At 60.9% G+C, this 21,455-nt stretch carries 19 protein-coding genes and 1 pseudogene; 10 read left to right on the forward strand and 10 right to left on the reverse strand.

The genetic code is table 11. The features are described 5' to 3' along the window. Nucleotides 1-233 precede the first annotated feature (233 nt). Both ACW9JE_RS10540 and ACW9JE_RS10545 read left to right on the forward strand, forming a co-directional pair. Nucleotides 234-623 (forward strand): c-type cytochrome, encoded by a 390-nt coding sequence (locus ACW9JE_RS10540; RefSeq protein WP_224533088.1) that lies wholly within the window; start codon nucleotides 234-236, stop codon nucleotides 621-623. 52 nt (nucleotides 624-675) lie between these two features. Next, nucleotides 676-2,166, forward strand: coding sequence for an aldehyde dehydrogenase family protein (locus ACW9JE_RS10545; protein WP_457432702.1), 1,491 nt, complete (start codon nucleotides 676-678; stop codon nucleotides 2,164-2,166). A gap of 189 nt (nucleotides 2,167-2,355) precedes the next feature. On the opposite strand, the gene ACW9JE_RS10550 is transcribed toward ACW9JE_RS10545, so the two are convergent. The 6 genes from ACW9JE_RS10550 to ACW9JE_RS10575 all read right to left on the reverse strand — a co-directional run bounded on the left by ACW9JE_RS10550 (nucleotide 2,356) and on the right by ACW9JE_RS10575 (nucleotide 9,587). Next, entirely contained in the window at nucleotides 2,356-4,734 is a 2,379-nt protein-coding gene (locus ACW9JE_RS10550) for a DUF3772 domain-containing protein (protein WP_457432703.1), read from the reverse strand. A 304-nt stretch (nucleotides 4,735-5,038) separates the two neighbouring features. Then, nucleotides 5,039-6,451, reverse strand: coding sequence for a heavy metal sensor histidine kinase (locus ACW9JE_RS10555; RefSeq protein WP_457432704.1), 1,413 nt, complete (start codon nucleotides 6,449-6,451; stop codon nucleotides 5,039-5,041). Then, on the reverse strand, nucleotides 6,448-7,119 hold the full coding sequence (locus tag ACW9JE_RS10560) for a heavy metal response regulator transcription factor (protein WP_457432705.1): 672 nt from the start codon (nucleotides 7,117-7,119) through the stop codon (nucleotides 6,448-6,450). The genes ACW9JE_RS10555 and ACW9JE_RS10560 overlap by 4 nt, the downstream gene beginning before the upstream one ends. 103 nt (nucleotides 7,120-7,222) lie before the next feature. After that, nucleotides 7,223-7,480: a DUF2790 domain-containing protein gene (locus ACW9JE_RS10565; protein ID WP_457432706.1), complete on the reverse strand. Its 258-nt coding sequence runs from the start codon at nucleotides 7,478-7,480 to the stop codon at nucleotides 7,223-7,225. Nucleotides 7,481-7,607: 127 nt separating this feature from the next. Then, nucleotides 7,608-8,381, reverse strand: coding sequence for an alpha/beta hydrolase (locus ACW9JE_RS10570; protein ID WP_457432707.1), 774 nt, complete (start codon nucleotides 8,379-8,381; stop codon nucleotides 7,608-7,610). Between the two features lie 324 nt (nucleotides 8,382-8,705). Then, nucleotides 8,706-9,587, reverse strand: coding sequence for a LysR family transcriptional regulator (locus tag ACW9JE_RS10575; protein WP_457432708.1), 882 nt, complete (start codon nucleotides 9,585-9,587; stop codon nucleotides 8,706-8,708). Between the two features lie 150 nt (nucleotides 9,588-9,737). On the opposite strand from ACW9JE_RS10575, the gene ACW9JE_RS10580 reads away from it, so the two are divergent. Together ACW9JE_RS10580 and ACW9JE_RS10585 are read left to right on the forward strand one after the other, a co-directional pair. Beyond that, nucleotides 9,738-11,039 carry an NAD(P)/FAD-dependent oxidoreductase gene (locus tag ACW9JE_RS10580; RefSeq protein WP_457432709.1) on the forward strand — a complete coding sequence of 434 codons (1,302 nt, stop codon included), beginning with the start codon at nucleotides 9,738-9,740 and terminating at the stop codon, nucleotides 11,037-11,039. Nucleotides 11,040-11,075: 36 nt separating this feature from the next. After that, a complete protein-coding gene (locus ACW9JE_RS10585; RefSeq protein WP_457432710.1) occupies nucleotides 11,076-12,164 on the forward strand; it encodes a polyamine ABC transporter substrate-binding protein in 1,089 nt (362 codons plus the stop codon). Between the two features lie 193 nt (nucleotides 12,165-12,357). Here the strand turns inward: ACW9JE_RS10585 and grxC are convergent, their stop codons facing one another. Together grxC and ACW9JE_RS10595 are read right to left on the reverse strand one after the other, a co-directional pair. Next, on the reverse strand, nucleotides 12,358-12,609 hold the full coding sequence (grxC, locus tag ACW9JE_RS10590) for a glutaredoxin 3 (RefSeq protein WP_457432711.1): 252 nt from the start codon (nucleotides 12,607-12,609) through the stop codon (nucleotides 12,358-12,360). 135 nt (nucleotides 12,610-12,744) lie between these two features. Further along, the gene (locus ACW9JE_RS10595) at nucleotides 12,745-13,257 is read right to left on the reverse strand and encodes a carboxymuconolactone decarboxylase family protein (RefSeq protein ID WP_224533080.1); all 513 of its coding nucleotides are present in this window, start codon (nucleotides 13,255-13,257) and stop codon (nucleotides 12,745-12,747) included. A 132-nt stretch (nucleotides 13,258-13,389) separates the two neighbouring features. Between ACW9JE_RS10595 and ACW9JE_RS10600 the strand changes: the two genes are divergently transcribed. The 6 genes and pseudogenes from ACW9JE_RS10600 to ACW9JE_RS10625 all read left to right on the forward strand — a co-directional run bounded on the left by ACW9JE_RS10600 (nucleotide 13,390) and on the right by ACW9JE_RS10625 (nucleotide 19,661). Then, nucleotides 13,390-14,202 carry an AraC family transcriptional regulator gene (locus tag ACW9JE_RS10600; protein WP_224533079.1) on the forward strand — a complete coding sequence of 271 codons (813 nt, stop codon included), beginning with the start codon at nucleotides 13,390-13,392 and terminating at the stop codon, nucleotides 14,200-14,202. Nucleotides 14,203-14,205: 3 nt separating this feature from the next. Next, nucleotides 14,206-14,463 carry a hypothetical protein gene (locus ACW9JE_RS10605; protein ID WP_457432712.1) on the forward strand — a complete coding sequence of 86 codons (258 nt, stop codon included), beginning with the start codon at nucleotides 14,206-14,208 and terminating at the stop codon, nucleotides 14,461-14,463. Between the two features lie 85 nt (nucleotides 14,464-14,548). Continuing rightward, the gene (locus ACW9JE_RS10610; protein WP_224533077.1) at nucleotides 14,549-15,475 is read left to right on the forward strand and encodes a Gfo/Idh/MocA family protein; all 927 of its coding nucleotides are present in this window, start codon (nucleotides 14,549-14,551) and stop codon (nucleotides 15,473-15,475) included. A gap of 446 nt (nucleotides 15,476-15,921) precedes the next feature. Then, a pseudogene (locus ACW9JE_RS10615) lies at nucleotides 15,922-16,776 on the forward strand (universal stress protein); the annotation flags it as partial. Nucleotides 16,777-17,434: 658 nt separating this feature from the next. Then, nucleotides 17,435-18,460 (forward strand): alpha/beta hydrolase, encoded by a 1,026-nt coding sequence (locus tag ACW9JE_RS10620; protein WP_457432727.1) that lies wholly within the window; start codon nucleotides 17,435-17,437, stop codon nucleotides 18,458-18,460. A gap of 34 nt (nucleotides 18,461-18,494) precedes the next feature. Next, nucleotides 18,495-19,661, forward strand: a complete 1,167-nt coding sequence (locus ACW9JE_RS10625; protein WP_224533076.1) for a (R)-mandelonitrile lyase — start codon at nucleotides 18,495-18,497, stop codon at nucleotides 19,659-19,661. Here the strand turns inward: ACW9JE_RS10625 and ACW9JE_RS10630 are convergent. Both ACW9JE_RS10630 and ACW9JE_RS10635 read right to left on the reverse strand, forming a co-directional pair. After that, nucleotides 19,649-20,542, reverse strand: coding sequence for a LysR family transcriptional regulator (locus ACW9JE_RS10630; RefSeq protein ID WP_457432713.1), 894 nt, complete (start codon nucleotides 20,540-20,542; stop codon nucleotides 19,649-19,651). The two genes, ACW9JE_RS10625 and ACW9JE_RS10630, sit on opposite strands and share 13 nt — an antisense overlap. 430 nt (nucleotides 20,543-20,972) lie before the next feature. Then, entirely contained in the window at nucleotides 20,973-21,419 is a 447-nt protein-coding gene (locus tag ACW9JE_RS10635) for an NUDIX hydrolase (protein ID WP_457432714.1), read from the reverse strand. Nucleotides 21,420-21,455: the final 36 nt, after the last annotated feature.

The following is a 21,455-nucleotide window of genomic DNA, read 5'->3' on the forward strand; positions in this document are numbered from 1 at the left end:
GGGTGTCAGGCAGCCAGCGTTATCGTTAGCGACCATCGCGAGCGTGCTCGCTCCTACAGGGTCGGGGCAAGTCAACTCTGGCAGCCCCGCCAACACAACTGGCACGCAGGGCAAACCCTGTGCTTCGCCGACCGCCGACAATCCCTTCCAACCTGCCGGGGCTCCGTTGTCCTGGCGCTTTCTGTGTTGGCGTTCGTATTAACGGGCGCGTGGATTTTTCAAGGTCGTTTCCTATGTTTACCGCCCTGCGTTTTTCCCTCATGGGTCTGTTGTCTTTCACCCTGGCCCAGGCCGCCGTGGCTGCCGATTGCGCGCCGGTTCAGAGCCGGGGCGAGCAAGTGTTCGCCAATGAGTGCGGGGTCTGTCATTCGGTGAGCAAGGGTGCGGTCGGGATGATGGGGCCGAATCTGGCCGGTGTGGTCGGGCGCAAGTCCGGCTCGCTGGAAGGCTTCAACTTTTCCCAGGCCATGCGCAGCAAGAACATCGACTGGCAGGCCGAGAGCATCGAACAACTGATCACGCAACCCCAGGCCTTCGTGCCGGGCACCTACATGCCTTACATGGGGCTGGCCTCCGCCGACGATCGTCAGGCGGTCGTGTGCTACCTCAAGGAACAACACTGATCGGGCCGTCTGTGCGCCCGGACATCTCGTCTGAAGAATAAAAAGGTGATTTATGAGCAACGTTGAAATTCTGCCGCAGGTGGCTGCATTCCTCGAGCGCCGTCACGGCTGCTTTATCGATGGTCAGTGGGTGTTTGCCGAAGGCGAGAGCATTGCCGTGGTCAACCCGGCCACCGGCCAGACCCTGTGCGAAACCCTCGATGCGCCGCTGGCAATCGTCGAGCAGGCGGTGCAGTCCTCGCACAAGGCATTCAAATCCGGTGTCTGGTCCTCGCTGCGTCCGGCCGATCGCGAGCGCATCCTGCTCAACTTCACCCGCCTGGTGGAAGAGCACGCCGAAGAGCTGGCGCAACTGGAAACCCTGAGCCAGGGCAAGTCGATCAACATGGCCCGCGCGCTGGACCTGAACGCCACCGTCGAATTCATGCGCTACATGTCCGGTTGGGCGACCAAGATCGAAGGCCAGACCTTCGACGTGTCGATCCCGCTGCCGCCGGGCGCCAAGTTCACTGCGTTCACCAAGCGTGAGCCGGTGGGCGTGGTGGTCGGCATCGTGCCGTGGAATTTCCCGCTGCTGATCGCCGCCTGGAAGCTGATGCCGGCATTGGCCACCGGTTGCACCGTGATCATCAAGCCGGCGATGGAAACCCCACTGACCGCCATGCGTCTGGCAGAGCTGGCGCTGGAAGCCGGCATTCCGGCAGGCGTGTTCAACGTGGTCACCGGTGGCGGTGCCAACGTGGGCGGCGTGCTGACTCAGCACCCGCTGGTGAGCAAGGTGTCCTTCACCGGTTCCACCGCCGTGGGCAAGAGCGTCGGCGTGGCGTGCATGGAAAACATGACGCGCTTCTCCCTGGAGTTGGGCGGCAAGAATCCGATGATCGTGCTGGCCGATGCCGACATCGAGAAAGCCGTGCAGGGCGCAATCCTCGGCGGCCTGCTGAACAACGGTCAGGTCTGCGCTGCGGCCTCGCGTTTCTACGTGCACCGCTCGATCCACGACAAGTTCGTCGAAGCCCTGGCAGCGGCGGTCTCCGCCATGCCGATCGGCGCGGGCATGAACTGCGATGCGGCGATCAACCCGCTGGTGTCGCGCAAGCAGCAGCAAAGCGTGCTCAAGCACATCGAACTGGCTCGTCGCGAAGGCGCACGCGTAGTGACCGGTGGTGAACTGCTGGAAGGCGACGGCTTCTTCGTCCAGCCGACCATCCTCGCTGACATCGACCACGGCATGGCCGTGGCCCGCGAAGAGGTGTTCGGTCCGGTATTGGGTGTGATGCCGTTCGACGATGAAGATGCCGTGATCGAACTGGCCAACGACAACCGCTACGGCCTGGCCGCGAGCCTGTGGACCAACGATCTGAGCAAGGCGATGAACCTGGTGCCGCGTATCGAAGCCGGCACCGTCTGGGTCAACGCTCACGTCCTGCTCGACCCGGCCATGCCGTTCGGTGGCGTGAAGCAGTCGGGCATGGGGCGTGAGTTTGGGCGTGCGGTGATCGAGGCTTACACCGAGCTGAAGTCGGTTTGCATCGCGCATTGATCCAGTGATATCCGCCGAACCTGAGTTCGGCGATTCCCTGTAGCAGCTGCCGAAGGCTGCGTCCGGCTGCGAAGCAGTCGTAGACCCTGAGTGCGAGGTCTTACTGATGTACCGCATGCACAGGTTTCGCGACTGCTTCGCAGCCGGACGCAGGCTGCGCCAGCTGCTACAGGGTTATGTGGTGTTCCGCTAGGACGCAGGCGGCTTCGCCAGCTCTATCCCCGCGGCACTCAGCCGCTTGAGAATTTCGAACAGCAGCTCGCTCTTGATCGCACCGACCGTGCGTGGGCTGTTGACGTAGCCGGTGACGGTCAGGGTGATGCCTTCGGGTTTCAGCTGGCTGAAACGTACGAACGGCGCCGGTTTTTCGATGATCGATTCGTGTTTGAGGTAGGCGTCGTACAGCAAGTTGCGCACCTCCTCGGGATCAATGTCCAGCGGGAACATCAATTCCAGCGTCGCCACCCCCTGGGCACTGCCGCCCAAGGTCACGTTGCGCAGGTTCTGCGAAATCAGTTGCGAGTTGGGCACGATCACGATCGAGCGGTCGGCCAACTGGATTTCCGTGGCGCGCACGTTGATCCGACGGATATCGCCTTCCACGCCGCTGATACTGATCAGGTCGCCGACCTTCACCGGGCGTTCGGTCAGCAGAATCAGACCGGAAATGAAGTTCTTCACGATCTCTTGCAAGCCAAAACCGATACCCACCGATAGCGCACTGACGATCCACGCCAGATTGGTCCATTGCACCCCCAGCGATGAAAACATCAGCAGCACCACCAGCATGTAGCCGATGTTGGCGAACAGGGTGCTGAGCGACGCGCACATGCCGGGGTCCATCTCGGTCTTGGGCAGGAACTCGTTGTCCAGCCAGCGCCGCAACGCGCGGATCAGATAGATGCCGAACAGCAGGGCGAAAATCGCCTGCAACAGGTTGCCCGGTACGATGTTGAGCTTGCGCAGCCCGTCACCGCCGAGGATCGCCAGGATATTTGTCGCCAGTTGCTCAAGCGTCGATCCCACGCCACCCACTATCAGAGTGATGAACGCAATCAGCAGTAGCGTCGCACGACCGGCACCGGACAGTACGGTGGAGATCTGCTCGAGGCGCGGATCGCCGATCCCCATTAACTGCTTGATGCTCTTGCCTGTGGCTTGCCGGGGTGAAAACAGGTGTTCGCAGCCGTCCTTGACGATCTGGATCAACAGATAGAAACCGGAAAAGACGATGAAGAACCAGACCAGTTCGTAGGTAATGAAACGTGCCAGCGACACGTAGCCGACGAACAGGGCAAGCAGGGCCACCACCACCGCCGCGCAGACGAACGTGTAAACCATCCCGGCGAACGTTCTGCCGGCTTCCGGTTGTGCCGCGGCCATGACTCGCCGGGTTCTGCTGATGCGCCACAGCAGCAGCCCCACCAATATTGAAACCGACAGTGCGACAAGGCCCCTGAGGGCAATCACCACGTCGGAACTCATACCGGTCGCATTGGCGATCTGCGACACCGAAACCAGAGTCAGCAGCAGCCAGGACAAACGCATCGGGAAGGGTTTGATCGCCAATGCCACCGGATCGGCAATCGGTGGCAGACGCCAGGATGGATGCTGGGTCGACAACAGCGCGCGGCTCAGACCGATGATCATCACGCAGGTGTAGGCGATCTTTTCGAAATCCTCCGAGAACCCGGCCATTTGCGGCGTCAGCGGCATTTGCCGGGTGAGGGCGAAAAACAGCAGGTGCAGGGCAATGGCAGCGGCCATCACGGTGGCGAGCACCGAAGCCAGCGCCAAAGCGCTGCGTCGCAGTCGGCCCTCGGGCACACGGTGAATGCACAGCCAGGTCAGGCCGCGTTCCGCCAGGCCCCGGCCCAGAGTCCAGAAGCCCAGCGCCAGCGCCAGCAATATAAAGGTGATCAGGCGCTGACCCGGTTGCCAGGCCGCGTGCAGGGTGTCGCCGGCCTGATTGATGAACGAGTGCAGGCGCTGGCGATCATCCATTGGCAGGTCGAACAGCGGTGCCCAGAACCAGGGGTTGAGCACGCCCTTGGTTTGCTGGGTGACTTCGGTTTCCAGCAGGCTGCGGCGAATCGCGGCGATCTGGGTCAGCAGTTCGGCGGCACTGGCCTTGATCGCCGTCAGATTCTTGAGCTTGTTGTCGATCTGGTTTTTCTGCTCGGTCAGCGAGGCGCGCTGACTGGTGATCTCGGATTTTTCCAAATCGGCGCCGGTGAGCGGGGCCGGGCTCAGCACTCCCAGTTGGGCTTGCAGTTGCGCCTGTTCGGGCAGGAGCAGGGCGCTCATGCGATCGACTTCGCGGATCAGCGCCTGAACCAGATCCTGCGGACCTTCCAGCAGGCTGTAGTTGCTGATCTGCGAGACCTGCTGCTTGAGATTGTTGAGCCGTACTTGCAGGGCTTGCAGATCAGCGTCGGAGATGCTGACCGAGGCCGGGATGATGCTCACCGCCGGCGTTTCGGGCGCCGGCGCCGCCAACAGCCTCGCGCCAGCGGGCCCGCCTAGCGCGAGAACCATGACAATCATCAGCCTCAATGCGTAACGCATAGGTGTACTCGACTGGTTGTTTGTCACTCAGCCTAGGTCATGAGTTGGATTGGTGAGGGATTATTGGATGGATGTCGCCGCGCACTTCTCAAGTGAAAGATAAACCTGTGGCGAGGAGTGCTTGCCTGTGGCGAGGGGGCTTGTCGAAACGTCGCACCGCCCCGTTGGGCTGCGAAGCGGCCCCAAAATCTGCAGCCGCGGTTTTGCAGATGCAACGCAAATGCAGTTTTTACGACTGCTGCGCAGCCGAACGGGGGCAAGCCCCCTCGCCACAGGTGAGCAGCGTTGTTCCAGGGTTTTCGTGTTACTCGCCCAACCGCCGCGCCGGGAAGAACAGCTCGAAACACGTCACCCCATCCACGCTGCTGACACTGTACGCCCCGTCATGCAACTGCATGATGGTCGCCACGATCGACAACCCCAGCCCATTGGACTGCGCCGAGCGTTCCCGGGACTGGTCGACGCGGTAGAAGCGTTCGAACAGCCGGGGCAGGTGTTCGGCGGGGATGGTCTGGCCGTGGTTGCTGACGTGCAGGCGAATGCCATCGGCGGCCGGGGTGGCGCGGATTGTCAGTTCGGAATCGGCCGCGCCGTACTTGATCGCGTTGGAACACAGGTTGGCCATCGCCCGGCGCAGCAGCATCGGTTCGGCCCAGATCAGGCCGCTGCCCCGGGCATCTATGTGCATGCCAGCTTCCGCCGCGAGCCCCTCGAAATAATCCGCCATGCGCTCCATTTCCTCGGCCGCGTCCAGCTCCTGGCGCTGGCTCAGGGCGCTGGATGGGTCGGTGCGGGCCAGGAACAGCATGTTGTCGAGCATCCGCGCCAGGCGCTCCAGCTCCTCGACGTTGGAGGCGAGCAGCTGTTGATACGCCTCGATGCTGCGGTTCTGTTGCAGCGCGACCTGGGTTTCCCCCAGCAGATTGTTGATCGGCGTGCGCAGTTCATGGGCCATGTCCGTCGACACCTGGCCCAATTGCACGAACCCCTTGCCCAGGCGGTCGAGCATGGCATTGAAGGCGTCGATCATCGGCAGCAGTTCCCGCGGCGCACCTTTGCTGTCCAGGCGTTCATTGAGGTTGCCGACGTCGATGCCCTGGGCATGCCGGGCCAGACGCCGCACCGGCAACAGCCCGCGATCCACCAGCACATAACCGGACAACGCCAGCAGAATCGCCGCCACGCTGGCGAACAGGTAAACGTTGAGCCGGTAACTGGCGAGCACTGCGGTGCGCTCGGTCATCAGACGCCCGGTGAGCACTTGCAAGTCGCCTTGATCATCGGATTCGATCGTCGCCGCCAGCGCCGAAAACGGCACCCCGTTGACCGCAGGCATATGTTGCACGTCGCTCAGACTCAGGGGGTGGTCCAGGGGCATCGGTGCCAGGGCAGGCATGCTCAGGTTGCCCGGATTGACCACCAGCAACGGCGGTTTGCCGGGGACGCCGATGGTCAGCAGGGCCTCGCGGTTGCCAAGCATGTTCTGGAACAGCGCAGGCTTGGTGCGGATCAGCTCCAGGGTGTTGCTGTCGTTGAGGAAGGTGCGCAGTTGATCGATGCGAGTGACCAGCGCCGCGTCGTCACGGCGGATCAGCTCGCGTTCCAGATCGTGGTACAGCGCAACGCCCAGCGCGGTCAGCGAAATGAAGGCGAGAAACGCAAATACCAGCGCCAGACGCAGTGTCAGGGAGTGCCGCAAACCGGGGAGGATTTTCATGGTTGGGTGTCGAATCGGTAACCGATGCCGCGCACGCTGTGGATCAGCTTGAGCGGGAACGGGTCGTCGATCTTCATCCGCAGGCGGCGCACCGCGACATCCACCACGTTGGTGTCATTGTCGAAATTCATGTCCCAGACCCGGGAGGCGATCATCGAGCGCGACAGCACTTCACCCTGATGGCTGGCGAACAGGTGCAGCAGGGCAAATTCCTTGTTGGTCAGGGTGATGCGCGTGCCGGCGCGGGTGACGCGGCGTTTGAGTACGTCGATCTGCAGGTCTTCGATCTGCAGTAGTTCATCTTCGCGAGTGGGGCCACGGCGGGTCAGCGTACGCAGGCGCGCCACCAGTTCGGCGAAGGAAAACGGTTTGATCAGGTAATCGTCGGCGCCCAGTTCCAGCCCTTTGACGCGGTCGGCGATGTCATCGCGGGCGGTGAGGAACAGCACCGGGGTATCGGCCTCCTTGCGCAGGCGGCGCAGGACTTCCCAGCCATCCATTTTCGGCATCATCACGTCCAGCACGATCACGTCGAAGTCATGCTCCAGCGCCAGATGCAGGCCATCGGCACCGTCGCGGGCGAGGCTCACGGTGTAGCCGAGCTCTTGCAGACCGTTTTGCAGGTAATTACCGGCCTTGGGTTCGTCTTCGACTACGAGGATGTTCATCGGGATCTGGCCAGTTGGTGAGTCAGGTTCGCGCAGGCGGGCTACGGCGGCGCGTGAGTGTCGCCAGTGTAGCCCGTTCATTCGCCGGTACGCAGGGGGACGATCAGTGATCGTTGGTGCAACCGCTGCCCTGTACCAGATAGTCAAGTTCATGCTGGCGATTCTGGTGGTCGAGGTAACTCAATTGGGCAGGGACGACGCCGCATTTTTGAGAGATGTCGGTTTCACCCAGCACCTTGGCCACGTCGAGGTGGACGTAGGCCGAGTCTTTGTCGTGGATGATCGGGGCGCTGCTTTGGGTGTCGGCAAACGCCGAGCCGGTGGTGAGCAGGGCGGCAAAACCAAGGATCAGAAGTTTCATGATGAGTCTCTCTATTCAGGGTTTGGGTGGCTGTCCGAGGTTGGCCGGTCAGTGAGTCCAGATTACGTGGGCGATCCGGACAGCCGACCAACAGTTCGATGACAAAGTTGTAATAAATGGCCGTCGGTTACGGCTGGCGACCAGCGGCAGCGAGGATCAGGTCAGCGATCTCCTTGGAGTGGGAGACCAGCGACAGGTGGCTGGACGGCAGCTCAATGGTGGTCGCACCCATGCGTTTGGCGAGGAAGCGTTCCAGGTCCGGGTTGATGGTCTGGTCCAGGGTGGATACCGCGTACCAGGACGGTTTGCTGTGCCAGGCGGCGGCATCGGTGCGGTCGGTGAACAGGGTCTTGGCGATCGGTTGCTGCACGGCGAACAATTGCATCGCCTTGTCGTGCGGCACATCGCTGGCGAAGTATTTGAGGAAAGCGTCTTGCTTGAGGCTGACGTAACCGTCGTGTTCCTCGGTTCCGGCGCGAACCGGCATGGTCGGGTACTTGGCCGACAGGGCGACGAAGTCTTCACCGGCATCCGGTGCGCGGGCCGCGACGTAGACCAGCGAGCTGACTTTCGGATCGATCCCGGCCTCGCTGACGACGGTGCCTGCGTAGGAGTGGCCTACGAGTACGGTGGGGCCGTCCTGCTGATCAAGCACTCGCTTGGTGGCGGCAACGTCATCGGCGACCGAGGTCAGCGGGTTTTGCACGGCGGTTACATGCAAGCCGGCAGCCTGCAAGCGGCTGATCACATCCGCCCAGCTGGACCCATCGGCCCATGAGCCGTGGACCAGCACGACGTTATTGGCCTTGACCGGCGCGGTCGTGGTCGCAGCCATGGCCGAGCCGGTGCCCAGCACGAAGAGGCTGGCGGCGATCAGGCAGAGTTTGCTCAATGGATTCATGGTGTAGACCCTTGTCATCATCAGTGGAAGGCGCGTCACCCGGCGTGGGTGACTGACGGCCTCACTTTATGAAGCGAGGGTGCGGGTTACGCTGACAAGTCGATGACATGTTTGTAATGAAGTCATATGCCACGCGAAAAATCCGTAGGAGCGAGGCTTGCCCGCGAAGGCATCCTCAAAAACACAGAAGACCTTTGAGCCAAGCCCCCAATCCAAAGGTGGGAGCGGGCTTGCTCGCGAAAGCGGTGTGTCATTCAGCATCACTGCCCACTGACACCCCCTCTTCGCGGGCAGGCCCGCTCCCATACTGGATTGAGTGTGTCTTCAGCCGGCGGTGTGTTGCGCCTGCCCGGCAAACCACTGCATCACCACGCCACACGCCGGATGCGCAGCCGCCGACGGCTGCAGGCATAGCGAGTAGTTGCCCCGGGTCTTCAATGCTTGGCCAAACGGGATATGCAGCACGCCCCGTTCGATCGATTCCCCTGCCAGGGTCATGTCGGTCATGGCCACACCCAGCCCTCGGGCGGCGGCATCCAGCGCCAGTTCGTCGAGGTTGAAGGGAATGTGTCTAAAGCCGTCCAGTGAATGACCACCGTTGGCCGCCAGCCAATACCGCCAGTCATTTCTGTCCGCGGAGCGATGCAGCAGGGCAAATCCGCCGAGGTCCTCCAGCGACCTCACTTCCAGGCCGGGCGCGCACACCGGAATCAGGGCTTCCTCGAACAGGGTCAGGCAATCCGGTTCGGTGCACGGTTGCGGCAGATAGAGGATGTACGCATCGCTGTCGCCGGCGGGTTCGACGACCTCCGTGGCAACGGTTTCGATGGCCAGGGAAACTTCAGGATGATGGCGATAGAAATCGCTCAACCTGGGCAGCAGCCAGCGCACCGCAAGCGAAACATGCAGGCGAATACGGAACGGACGCTTTTGCGGCGCGATGCGGTCTTCAAGGGTTTTCAGCTGTTCGAGGATGTGGCGGGCGCTGCCGAGCACCTGTTCGCCCTCGGGCGTCAGGCTCAGGCTGCGGCTGCTGCGCACGAACATCGCCACGCCGAAGTGACTTTCCAGTTGCTGGATTTTCCGGCTGACGGCGCTCTGGGTCAGGCATAAGGTCTGCGCAGCCTGGGTGAAGCTGCCGCAGTCGGCGACTTCAACCAGCGCCTGCAAGCCTTGCAGCGAAGGAACGTGGCGGATTTTATCCATGCGTTTTCAGAATGCCTGAATGAATTATTAACGTTGGTTGCAAGTTTTCGAAGCCTTTAGATTCTAGCTTCGGCGATCAGTATCTTGAACCATCCATGCGAACGATGCATGCAGATGGCGATCGCGGAACGAACGTCAACGAGGTGATGCATGGAAAACAGATGTGGCTGGATCGCACAGGCCGGGGACTCTCCGTTGTGCGATGCCTTGAGCGGTACGCAACAGGCCGATTGGCTGGTCATCGGTGCCGGCATTACCGGGCTGTGCGCCGCCCACTCACTGACTGAAATGCATCCCGGGGCACGCATCGTGATCGTCGACCGGCAGCGCGCGGCGCAAGGCGCATCGGCACGCAATTCCGGATTTGTGGTGGCCCACGAGCATCCGGCCCCGGCCGAGCTGCAAGGCAATGCCGGGTTCGAGGGTTTTCAGGTGGACACCTCGATATCCCGCGCCGCCAGTGACGAAGTGCGCAAGCGCATCAACCGGCATGGCATCGACTGTGATTTCCGTGAGTCGGGCTACTTCTTTGCGGTCAGCGATCCACGCAAACTGACCCAGGTCGAAGCCAAGTTGCAGACCCTGCGGGCAGTCGGCGCCCGTGCGGATTTTCTGCAGGGTGAACAGTTGGCGCAAACGCTGGGCACCGGCCATTACGAGGCCGCGATCTGGTGCGGCAATGGCAACGCCTTGCTGCAACCGGCGAAGTACGTGAAGGGCTTGCTCGATGGGCTGCCGCAGAACGTCACGCTGTTCGAGAACACCGAGATTCTCGGCCTGGAGCGCTTGGGTAACGGGCGGGTTCGTGCCAACGGTCACCAGGGTTGCATTGAAGCCAGGCAGGTTCTGGTCTGCCTCAACGCCTTCATTCCCCGTTCCGGTATCGACGACAGCGGCACTTTCGCCATGGAGCTCAGCGCCAGCCTGACCCGGCCGTTGAACGATGAAGAGTTCCAGGCCATCGGCGCCGTAGAGCCCTGGGGCGTGTTGTCGACCCGGCCGCTGGGGGCCACGGTGCGCCTGACCCCGGATCGTCGGGTGATGATCCGCAACACTGCCGAGTACCGCTCCCGCGATCTGTCGCTCACCGAGCTGGCGCAGCGCCGTCAGCATCATGTGCAAGGGTTGCGACGACGTTTCCCGATGCTGGATGAGCAGGACATTGAGTACACCTGGACCGGCCATCTCAGCGCTTCGCGTTCCGGGCAACCCTATTTCGCCAAGGTGCAGGAGGGCGTGTTCGCCGTGGCCGGCTGCAACGGTTCCGGCGTGGCGCGGGGCTCGCTGTGGGGGCGCTTGCTCGCGGAGCTGGCCTCGGGCGGTGATTCGCCGCTGCTGCGATCGGTCCTGGAGCGTGCACGGCCCGGCTGGCTGCCGCCCAAACCGCTGCTCGACATCGGTGCCATGCTGCGTATGCGCATCGAGACGGCCCGCGCCAAATCAGAAATCTGACATCCATAACAAAAACGCTTCCGTAGGTGATCGACCATGCGCATCAAAACCCTTTCCTTGCTGGCACTGCTCTCGAGCTGTTGCGCCAGCGCTTACGCCGATGAAACCGTGAACATTTCCAACTGGAACGGCTACATCGCCGACGACACCCTGGCCAATTTCACCCGGGAGACGGGAATCAAGGCCACCTACGACATCCACGACAGCAACGAAGTGCTGGAGTCGAAGTTGATGACGGGCAACACCGGCTATGACGTGGTCAGTCCGTCGAACCACTTCCTGTCGCGCCTGATCAAGGCTGGTGCCATCCAGAAACTCGACAGGACTCAGCTGCCCGACTGGAAGAATCTGGACCCGGCGCTGATGAAAAAGCTCGAAGTCAACGACCCCGGCAATCAATACGGCTTTCCCTATATGTGGGGCACCGCGGGGATCGGCTACAACGTCGAGAAGATCAAGGCGATTTTCGGCAACACCGATGTCACCCGCTCGTGGAGCCTGTTTTTCGATGAGGCCAATATCAAAAAGCTCAGTGAATGCGGCGTGGCGATAATCGATAACCCCACCCAAGTACTGCCCATAACCCTGAACTACCTGGGGCTGCCGCATCACAGTCACGAGCCTGCCGACTACAAGAAGGCCGAGGCGGCACTGCTGAAGATTCGCCCATATGTGCAGTATTTCCATGCCTCGAAGTACATCAGCGACCTGGCCAACGGCAATGTCTGCGCGGTGATCGGTTTCAACGGCGACATCGTGCAGGCGGCGGCCAGTGCCAAAGAGGCCAGAAACGGTATCGACATCGCCTATTCGATCCCGCAGGAAGGCTCGACCTTGTGGTTCGATATGGTGGTGATGCCCAGGAGCGCACCGCACGAGAAGAACGGCTACCGTTACATGAATTACCTGCTGCAACCGCAGGTGATTGCCAACATCAGCAACAGCATCCACTACGCCAACCCCAACAGCGCCGCCGACGCCCTGGTGGTGGCCGAAGTGAAACAGGATCTGGCGATCTACCCGCCGAAAACGGTGATGGACAAACTGTTCACCGTCGAAGACCTGCCCCCGACGATCGCGCGGCTGGCTACACGGTTGTGGACCAAGCTAAAGAGCAACACTTGATCGTGCAGAACCCTTAGGATCGAGGCTTGCCCGCGAAGGCGTCCTCAAAAACACCGAGGGATTTTCAGGTACACCTCAATCCAGTGTGTGTGGGCTTGCTCGCGAAGAGGGCGTGTCAGTCAACATTGATGCTGATTGACACACCGCTTTCGCGAGCAAGCCCGCTCCCACATTGGTCCAGCGGTGGTGCTGCTCATGCCAGCATCGACATCAAACCACCCTGGCGATCCAGCTTGGCCAGGTCGTCGAAGCCGCCGATGTGGATGTCGCCAACGAATATCTGCGGTACGGTGCGACGACCGCTGCGTTCGATCATTTCCTCAAGCTTGCCCGGCGTGCGCTGGACGTTGATTTCCTGCATGGCGACGCCTTTGCTGACCAGCAGCGATTTTGCATTGCGGCAGTAGGGGCAGGTGTCGGTGGTGTAGAGGGTTACGGTGTTCATCATTAGTCTCCGGTAAAGATTAACTGTAGGAGCGAGCATGCTCGCGATGGTGGTCCAGACACCGCGGGGCATCAGGCAGCCAGCGTTATCGTTGGCGACCATCGCGCGCGTGCTCGCTCCTACAGAGAGCAGAAGTCAGGCTTGGATTGCGGGAAAATCGATATCAGTCAACGCCACGTTGTTCAGGTAGTTGGTCAGCGTCTGCGACGCCACATGCGCCACCACTTCAACGATCTTCGCGTCGTTGATCCCGGCGGCGCGGGCGGCGGCGATCTGGTCGCTGGTCAAGTGCCCACGGCTTTCGGTGATCTGGCGGGCGAGCAGGGCGAAGGCGTCGAGCTTGCCTTCACGGGCGCTGAGAATCTCCTGGCTGGACATCCCGGCCTTGCCGGCGAACAGCGTGTGGGCCGCCAGGCAGTAGTCGCAGCCGTTGACTTGAGAGGTGGCGAGGGAGATTGCTTCCTTCTCGGTGGCGCTCAGGGACGTCTTGCCCAGTGCCGCCGAGTTTTGCATGTACGAGGCCAGCACCGCCGGGGCGTGGGCCAGTACGCGGAATACGTTGGGCAGGAAGCCGATTTTCTTCTCCACGCCTTCCAGGAATGGGCGGGTGGCGTCGGTAGCGTGTTCAACTGGGACAATGCGAGTCATGGTGATTCTCCGGTTTGAAGCGCGATGGGCGCTGGGTACGGAGGTCATGCTATTGATTCGGGCTGGTCAATTGGATGCAAATCGTCGACGATATGCGACAGATCGTCCAGAACTGCTCCCGGGAGCCTCTCCATGGATCGCTTGTCCACCTTGCTTGCGCATTTCGGCGTCAACGCCGGCACCTTTCACAGCGGCACGTTCTGCGGCGTGACGGCCTTCGATGGCAGCCAGACCGGGGGCCACGTGCACCTGCTGCAGGCCGGCGAGGTCGGCCTGAAGCTTGCCGATGAGCGCGAGCTGCACCTGACCGAGCCAACCCTGATCTTTTTCCCCAGGCCGTATCGCCATCGTCTGTTCGCCACCGAAGCGTCCGGCACGCAACTGGTGTGCGCGTCGCTGAATTTCGACGGCGGCTCGGGCAATGCCCTGGCCATGGCATTGCCGGATTATCTGGTGCTCAAGCTCGATGAAATCCCGACCCTGGCCAGCACCCTTGAGTGGTTGTTCAACGAGGCGTTCGACGGCACCTGCGGCCGCGAAGCGGTAATGGATCGGCTGTTCGAGCTGCTGGTGATTCTGCTGCTGCGGCATATCCTGAGCACACGCAACCAGCAACCGGGGATGATGGCGGGTCTTGCGGATGCGCGTCTGGCAAGGCCTCTGAGCCAGATGCACGAAGCGCCGGCCAAGGCCTGGAGCGTGGCCGAGCTGTCGGTGCTGGCGAACATGTCCCGGGCCAGCTTCGCCGAACACTTCAAACGCGTGGTCGGTCAGGCACCGGTGGATTATCTGGTGAGCTGGCGCATCAGCCTGGCGCAGAAGCGCTTGCGCGAGGGCAAGCCGATTGCCTTGATCGCCGAGGAGGTGGGCTATGAAAGCCCGTCGGCGCTGGCGCGGGCGTTTCGCCGCAAGACCGGCGTCAGCCCCCGTGAATGGAGGGGCTGAACGATGACCACGGACCTTGTAGCAGCTGACGAAGCCTGCGTCCGGCTGCGCAGCAGACGCCAATACGGATATTTCGGTTTGTCAGGAAGAACGCATGCGCAGGTCTTACGACTGCTGCGCAGCCGGACGCAGCCTTCTGCAGCTGCTACAAAAGCGGCCATAGCAGCGACAACAAAAGCGGCGTGGCTGCTGGAGGATCTGGAGGAAGAACGCGAATACAGTTCGCCGGTCTGTTATCTCGATCAGTTCCCCGATTACTGAGATGCGAAGTTGTTCAATGACTTTGTCGTCGTACAAGCGGTAATCTCGCCGGCTCGCATGTAAAAACAATAATCAGGAGTCACCGATGCATCCGATCCGTCTCGGTCTGGTGGGCTACGGCAAGATTGCCCAGGACCAGCACGTCCCCGCCATCAGCGCCAATCCCGCGTTCCAGTTGGTGGCTGTCGCGACCCAGGGCCAGCCTTGCCCCACGGTTGAGAACTTCAAGTCCCTGAGCGAATTGCTCGAGAAAGGCCCGCAGGTTGACGCAATCGCGTTCTGCACACCGCCTCAGGGCCGTTTTGCTCTGGTCCAACAGGCGCTAGCCGCGGGCAAACATGTGCTGGTGGAAAAGCCGCCTTGCGCCACCCTGGGTGAGGCGATGGCGTTGGCGAGTCAGGCCAAGGAGCAGGGTGTCAGCGGCCTGTTCGCCTGGCATTCGCGCTACGCCCCCGGCATCGAAGCCGCCCGCGACTGGCTGGCCAGCCGCACCCTGCAAAGCGTACAGATCGACTGGAAGGAAGACGTGCGCAAATGGCACCCCGGCCAGGCGTGGATCTGGCAGCCCGGTGGCCTGGGCGTGTTCGATCCGGGCATCAATGCGCTGTCGATTGTCACTCATCTGCTGCCGCTGCCGTTGTTCGTCGAGGCTGCCGAACTGCGCGTGCCGAGCAACTGCCAATCGCCGATTGCCGCCTCCATCAAGATGTCTGACGCGCACCACTTGGATGTGCGTGCGGAGTTCGATTTCGATCATGGTCATGACGAGCTGTGGAGCATCGAGATTCGTTGCGCCGAAGGCGTGCTGCGCCTCGACAACGGTGGTGCGCTGTTGAGCATCGATGGCGTGCGCCAGAGCGTTTCGGAGGAGGGCGAGTACGCGGCGGTGTACCGGCATTTCCAGCAGCTGATCCGCGACAAGGCCAGCGATCTGGACCTGCAGCCGTTGCGGCTGGTGGCTGACAGTTTTTTTGTCGGCAGCCGTGAGTTGGTTGAACCGTTCTACGATTAATGAGCGCGATGCAGGAGCGAGTTCGTTTGCGAACTTTGCTCCTGTTACATTTTGGCAGGCCAAATTCAAAGCTGTCAGTAATGCGGCAGAAGTCGAACTTGTTAATAGTGTTCAGTCTCTTGCATAAGATCTGATCCGCTTTAGCTGACGTTGTTCTTAGATAAAAATAAACTAATTTTGCCGATAAATAGTTGGAACTTTTTCTGAAGTAGCCAGCATAATGGCCACCCCGTGACTCACGCGAACAGGCCGTGGTCCGGGGAGAAGCCCGATCAAAGCCACAAGGATTATGTGTGCTATCCGTGAACTAATGACGCGGTGAGCGCTGACGCTCTTTATTTGCCTTTAACAAGAGCATTAGTAAGTTGAGTTAATGAATAGTGTTCCCATGGCATTACAACTAAGTCTCTGTGTGTAACTGTAGTGGAACACTCGGGAAGATGTTTATGCACACAATTCGAAATACTCTAGTGGTCGTGAATTCCCGGCAATCCGGTGATCTGATTCTGGACCGCGCCAGGATGATCGCGAATTCCACCCGCTCACATCTGCATCTGCTGGCATGTGAAAAGGGCAATCATCATTCTCCATGGCTGAGTCAGCTACAGGACTCCCTCGTGCAGGAAGGTTTGAGTGTCAGTGCCCAGCACGACTGGCAGGGCAGTGCACACAAGACCATCATCGCCGCGCAACAGGCCGAAGGCTGCGGCCTGGTGATCAAGCAGCACCTGCCCGACAACCCGCTGATCAAAGCCTTTCTCACCCCGGATGACTGGAAGCTGCTGCGGTATTGCCCCAGCCCCGTACTGATGGTGAAAACCGCCCGGCCTTGGATGGGCGGCATCGTTCTGGTGGCCGTGGATGTCGGCAGCGGTGACGTGGAGCATCACGTGTTGCACTCTGGCGTCGTCAGCCATGGCTATGACATCGCCAAACTGGCCGGTGGCACGCTGCACATGATCAGCGCCCATCCCTATCCCATGTTGTCCTCCAGCGACCCGATCTTTCAGCTCAAGGAAAGCATCCACGCGTATTACCGCGAGCTGTGCCTGAGGTTTCAGGCCGAGTTCAACATCAGCGATTCGCGCCTGCACATCGAAGAAGGCCCGGCCGAAGTGCTGATTCCCTTCCTGGCGCACAAGCTTGAAGCGGCTGTCACGGTGATCGGCAGCGTGGGGCGTTCGGGGCTGAGCGGCACCCTGGTCGGCAACACCGCCGAGATGGTGCTGGATGCGCTGGACAGTGATGTGCTGGTACTCAAGCCCGATGACATCATCCTGCACCTGGAAGAACTGGCCGCTCCACCGTCCAGCCCGGAAATCGACACCGGCCTGACCTCCTGGCCGTACACCCACCACAACCATCACCCGTTCGTGCAGGCCCATGACCACCTGGCGCCAGACGTCGCGACACCTGCCAGCAATGCGGAGAAATTCAAACTGACGGGGCGTTGAAGGCACTGCGGTTATCACAGAGACCTGTGGGAGCGGGCTTGCCCGCGAAGAGGCCGGCACATTCAACTTTGATGTTGACTGACCTGACGCCTTCGCGGGCAAGCCACGCTCCCACAGGGTTTTGTGTGGTTCACAGATTTTGTGATCGACACAAGAAACTGTGGGAGCGGGCTTGCTCGCGAAGAGGCCGGCACATCCAACATTGATGCTGGCTGACCTGACGCCTTCGCGGGCAAGCCCGGCTCCCACAGGTTTTGAAGGCGCTCGAAGGATTTTGGTCAGCCCTGAAATGCCTTTGATTTATGTGATTTTGATATCAGTGCTATGTGATTGGCGCTGTTTATCGATCAATTCGTGAGCGGTAAGTTGCTTCTCTGCGATATCAAATCGAGAGCAAGCAATGATTCAGTATTTCTTCCGCCATCACGCTTCGCCGGTTATCAACGCTCCGGGCTCCGGTTGGCTGGCGACAATCAAAAGCCGCATCACCCTGAAGGCTACATTGATGGCCGCCATGCTTGGCATGGCTGGCGTCGATGCCGAGGCTGCGGACTACAAACAGAACCCGTTCACCCTGACCTACGGTGGCGCGCTGACGAAGAACGAACCCGGCAAGGTCAACCTCCATCCGGTCACCTACAAGCTCAATGGCCTGGACATTGCCGCCAACGTCTACACGCCGGCCAACTATGACGTGGCGAAAAAATACCCGGTGGTGGTCGTGGCGCATCCCAATGGTGGGGTGAAAGAACAGGTCGCGGGCCTGTATGCCCAGCGCCTGGCGGATCAGGGCTACATCACGATCACGGCGGATGCGGCGTATCAGGGGGCCAGTGGTGGCGAGCCGCGTAATGTCGACAAGCCTGCCAACCGCATCGAAGACATCCACGGTATGGCGGACTTCATCGCCCGCTATCCCGGCGTCGACAGCAGGCGTCTGGGCTTGCTCGGTATCTGCGGCGGTGGCGGTTACTCATTGGCGGCGGCGCAGACCGACAAGCGCTTCCAGTCAATCGCGACCTTGAGCATGTTCAACTCCGGACTGGTTCGCCGTAACGGCTATCAGGACTCGCAAATTTCCACTGTCGAGGAACGCCTGCAACAGGCGTCGGCAGCCCGCGCCCAGGAAGTGGCTGGCGGTGAAATTCTCTACGTCGGCGACGCCAAACTGACCGATGAGCAGATCGCCAAACTGCCGTTCGACCTGTATCGCCAGGGTTTCGAGTACTACGGTAAGACCCACGCCCACCCTAACTCGACGTTCCGTTACAACCAGAGCAGCCTGCTGGATCTGATGCGCTTCGACGCAACGAACCAGATCGAGTTGATCGACAAGCCATTGCTGATGATCGCTGGCAGCAAGGCCGACAGTCTTTACATGTCACAGCAAGCCTTCGCCAAGGCCGCCGGCACCCAGGACAAACAACTGTTCACCATCGATGGCGCGACCCATATCGAGACCTATTGGGTGCCGGAATACGTGGACGTCGCGATGGGCCAGTTGAGCGCTTTTTACGCCAGAACTCTTTAATCCAGAATGCTCTGACTTGAACGGATATCTCCTCATGAAAAACACCTTGATAGGCATCGCGGTCTGCGCCGCAGCGCCCTTTGCCGACGCCGCCGGTGCAGGCAGTGCCGATGAATCTCGCCGCACCGAACAGCAGATCAGCCGAGCCGGCAGCCAGGCATCGATGGCAGGGCCGGCGGATTATTTCACCGGGCGTGTACGCGTCGACCCGCTGTTTCCCGCCTCGGACGAGATCAATGCTTCCGGCGCTTACGTCAGCTTCGAACCGGGTGCGCGTTCGGCCTGGCACACCCATCCCGCAGGACAGCGGTTGGTGGTGACGTCCGGCCTAGGTCTGATCCAGGAATGGGGCAAGCCTGTGCAGGAAATCCATCCGGGCGACGTGATCGTCTGCCCGCCGGGCGTCAAGCACTGGCATGGCGCCGCCCCGGCGAGCGCCATGACGCACCTGGCCGTGACGGGCACGGTGGATGGCAAGAACGTGAACTGGCTGGAAAAGGTCACCGATGAGCAGTACAACGCTCGTGGCACGTCGACCCCAGCTGTTGCGCCACCGGTTTCGCAAACACTGTCCGCGAAGCAGCGGGCGATCCCGTCAATTGCTGCCGCCATGGCCACCAGCAACATGCCGGTGCTCAATGCGGCGTTGAACCAGGGACTGGATGCGGGGCTGAGTGTCAGCGAGGCGAAGGAAATCCTCGTGCAGCTCTACGCCTACAGCGGTTTTCCTCGCAGTCTCAATGCACTTGGCGAGTTGATGAAAGTGGTCGAGGCACGCAAGCAGCGCGGTGTCCAGGACGATCCGGGGCGTGAGCCGGGTCGCGTTGTTCCTGTCGGAAACGAACTGCTGGCGGCGGGCAGGGCGAACCAGACACGCATTGCGGGTGCGCCGGTCCAGGGGCCGCTGTTCGACTTCGTACCGGTGATCAATCAGTACCTGCAGACGCACCTGTTCGGCGACATCTTCGAGCGCGATAACCTGGACTGGCAGAGTCGCGAACTGGCTACTGTCGCCGCGCTGGCCGCCACGCCCGGCGTCGAGTCACAACTGCGTTCGCACATGGCGGCCAGCCTGCGGGTCGGCTTGACGGTTGCGCAGTTGCGCCAACTGATTCAGGTGCTGGCCGAGCAGGGCGATACCGCTGCGGCCAAGCGTGCAGGCGAAGCGCTGGACACCGTGCAGGCCAATCAACCCGGATAACGCAGGGATTCGCGCAGTAACGTGAAGGCCGGAGAACTCTGGCGCCGGCTCGGATAATAGAGGTGGTAGCCAGAGAAGGGTTCGCACCAGTCTTCCAGCACGCGAATCAGGCGACCTTGCGCCACATGTTCCTCGACCAGGTCCTCCGGCATGAACGCCAGCCCCAGCCCTTGAAGAGTGGCTTCCAGGCGCATGGCGATGTTGTTGAACACCAGCTGGCCTTCGATCCGCACCTTCAGTTCCTGTCCGCCTTTCTCGAACTCCCAGAGATAGAGGCTGCCGTGTGTCGGCATACGCAGGGTTATGCAGTTATGCGCCATGAGATCACTTGGAATGACCGGCTTCGGATACCGGCCAAAATAGGCCGGAGACCCCACCACCGCCATGCGCATGTCAGGGCCGATGCGCTTGGCAATCATATCCTTGGCCACCTGTTCGCCCAGGCGTACACCTGCGTCGAAACCCTCGGCCACGATGTCGGTAAAGCCGTAGTCGACGATGATTTCGATCTTGAGATCGGGATTGTCCGGCAGCAGTTTCGCAAGCACCGGATGCAGGACCGTGATCGCCGAATGCTCACCGGCGGTGATGCGCAATTTGCCCGCCGGTTTGTCGCGGAACTCGCTGAGCAAGGCCAGTTCGGTGTCGATTTCTTCAAACCTGGGAGCGATCACCTTGAGCAGATGTTCTCCCGCTTCGGTGGGGGAAACACTGCGTGTGGTGCGAGCCAGCAACCGAACCCCCAGTCGCTCCTCCAGTTGACGCATGGCCCGGCTCAACGCCGGTTGCGACATGCCCAGGCGGGCAGCGGCGCGCGTGAAGCTACGCTCTTGAGCCACAGCCGAGAAAATCGCGAGTTGATCGTAGCTTTCGACGGTCATTCATGCGGCTCTGATATGAAAGGACCTTGATTATGGCATCTGAGTGCCCAATCGTCCGGCCTTGGCGGTCACCTGCAGGTATTGAGCCGTCTCTGTGGGAGCGGGCTTGCCGCGAAGAGGTCGGCACATCCAACATTGATGCCGGCTGATCTGACGCTTTCGCGGGCAAGCCACGCTCCCACAGGGTTCGGGGGTGTTTGCGAGTTCTGTGATCGACACAAGAACCTGTAGGAGCTGGGCTTGCCCGCGAAGAGGCCGGCACATCCAACATTGATGTTGACTGTCCTGACGCATTCGCGGGCAAGCCTCGCTCCTACAGTGTTTTGTGTGGTTCGCGGGTTTTGTGATCGACACAAGAACCTGTGGGAGCGGGCTTGCCCGCGAAGGGGCCGGCACATCCAACATCGATCTGGCTGACCTGAAGAATGTTTTACTTCAGCAACGAAAGCGCCTTGAGCAATTCGTGCAGGCCTTCAGGCACCAGCGGGGAAGTGGGGCTGAAGTCCGAGCTCTCGCACCATTTGGCATGAAAGGGTGCGCCGTTGCTTTCGTGACCCACAATCTGCCGGATTTCGTAGACACCCTCGTCGTCGAACTTGGCGTCGTAAACCTGCACGATTTCATGCCCCGGCTTTCCCGCGTAGGTGAAGAGACTTTCCAGCGTGCCCAGCAGGCGGAGGTCGTGAATCGACTGGTCCAGCTCTTCCTGCACTTCCCTGACGATTGCTTCGGCGCTTCGCTCGCCAAACTCGATGCCGCCACCGATGGGGCGGTAGAGGGTCTGTTGATTCACTTCGTCGTAAAACTCGTTGACCAGGATTTTTCCGCGATGGTGAAAAATACACAGGGCGAGGGCGCGGATGCGGTGTTCGGACATCGGTAAAGCTCCATGGGGAAAGCGGTTTGGGGCAAG

Source organism: Pseudomonas sp. SDO55104_S430 (assembly GCF_054070595.1).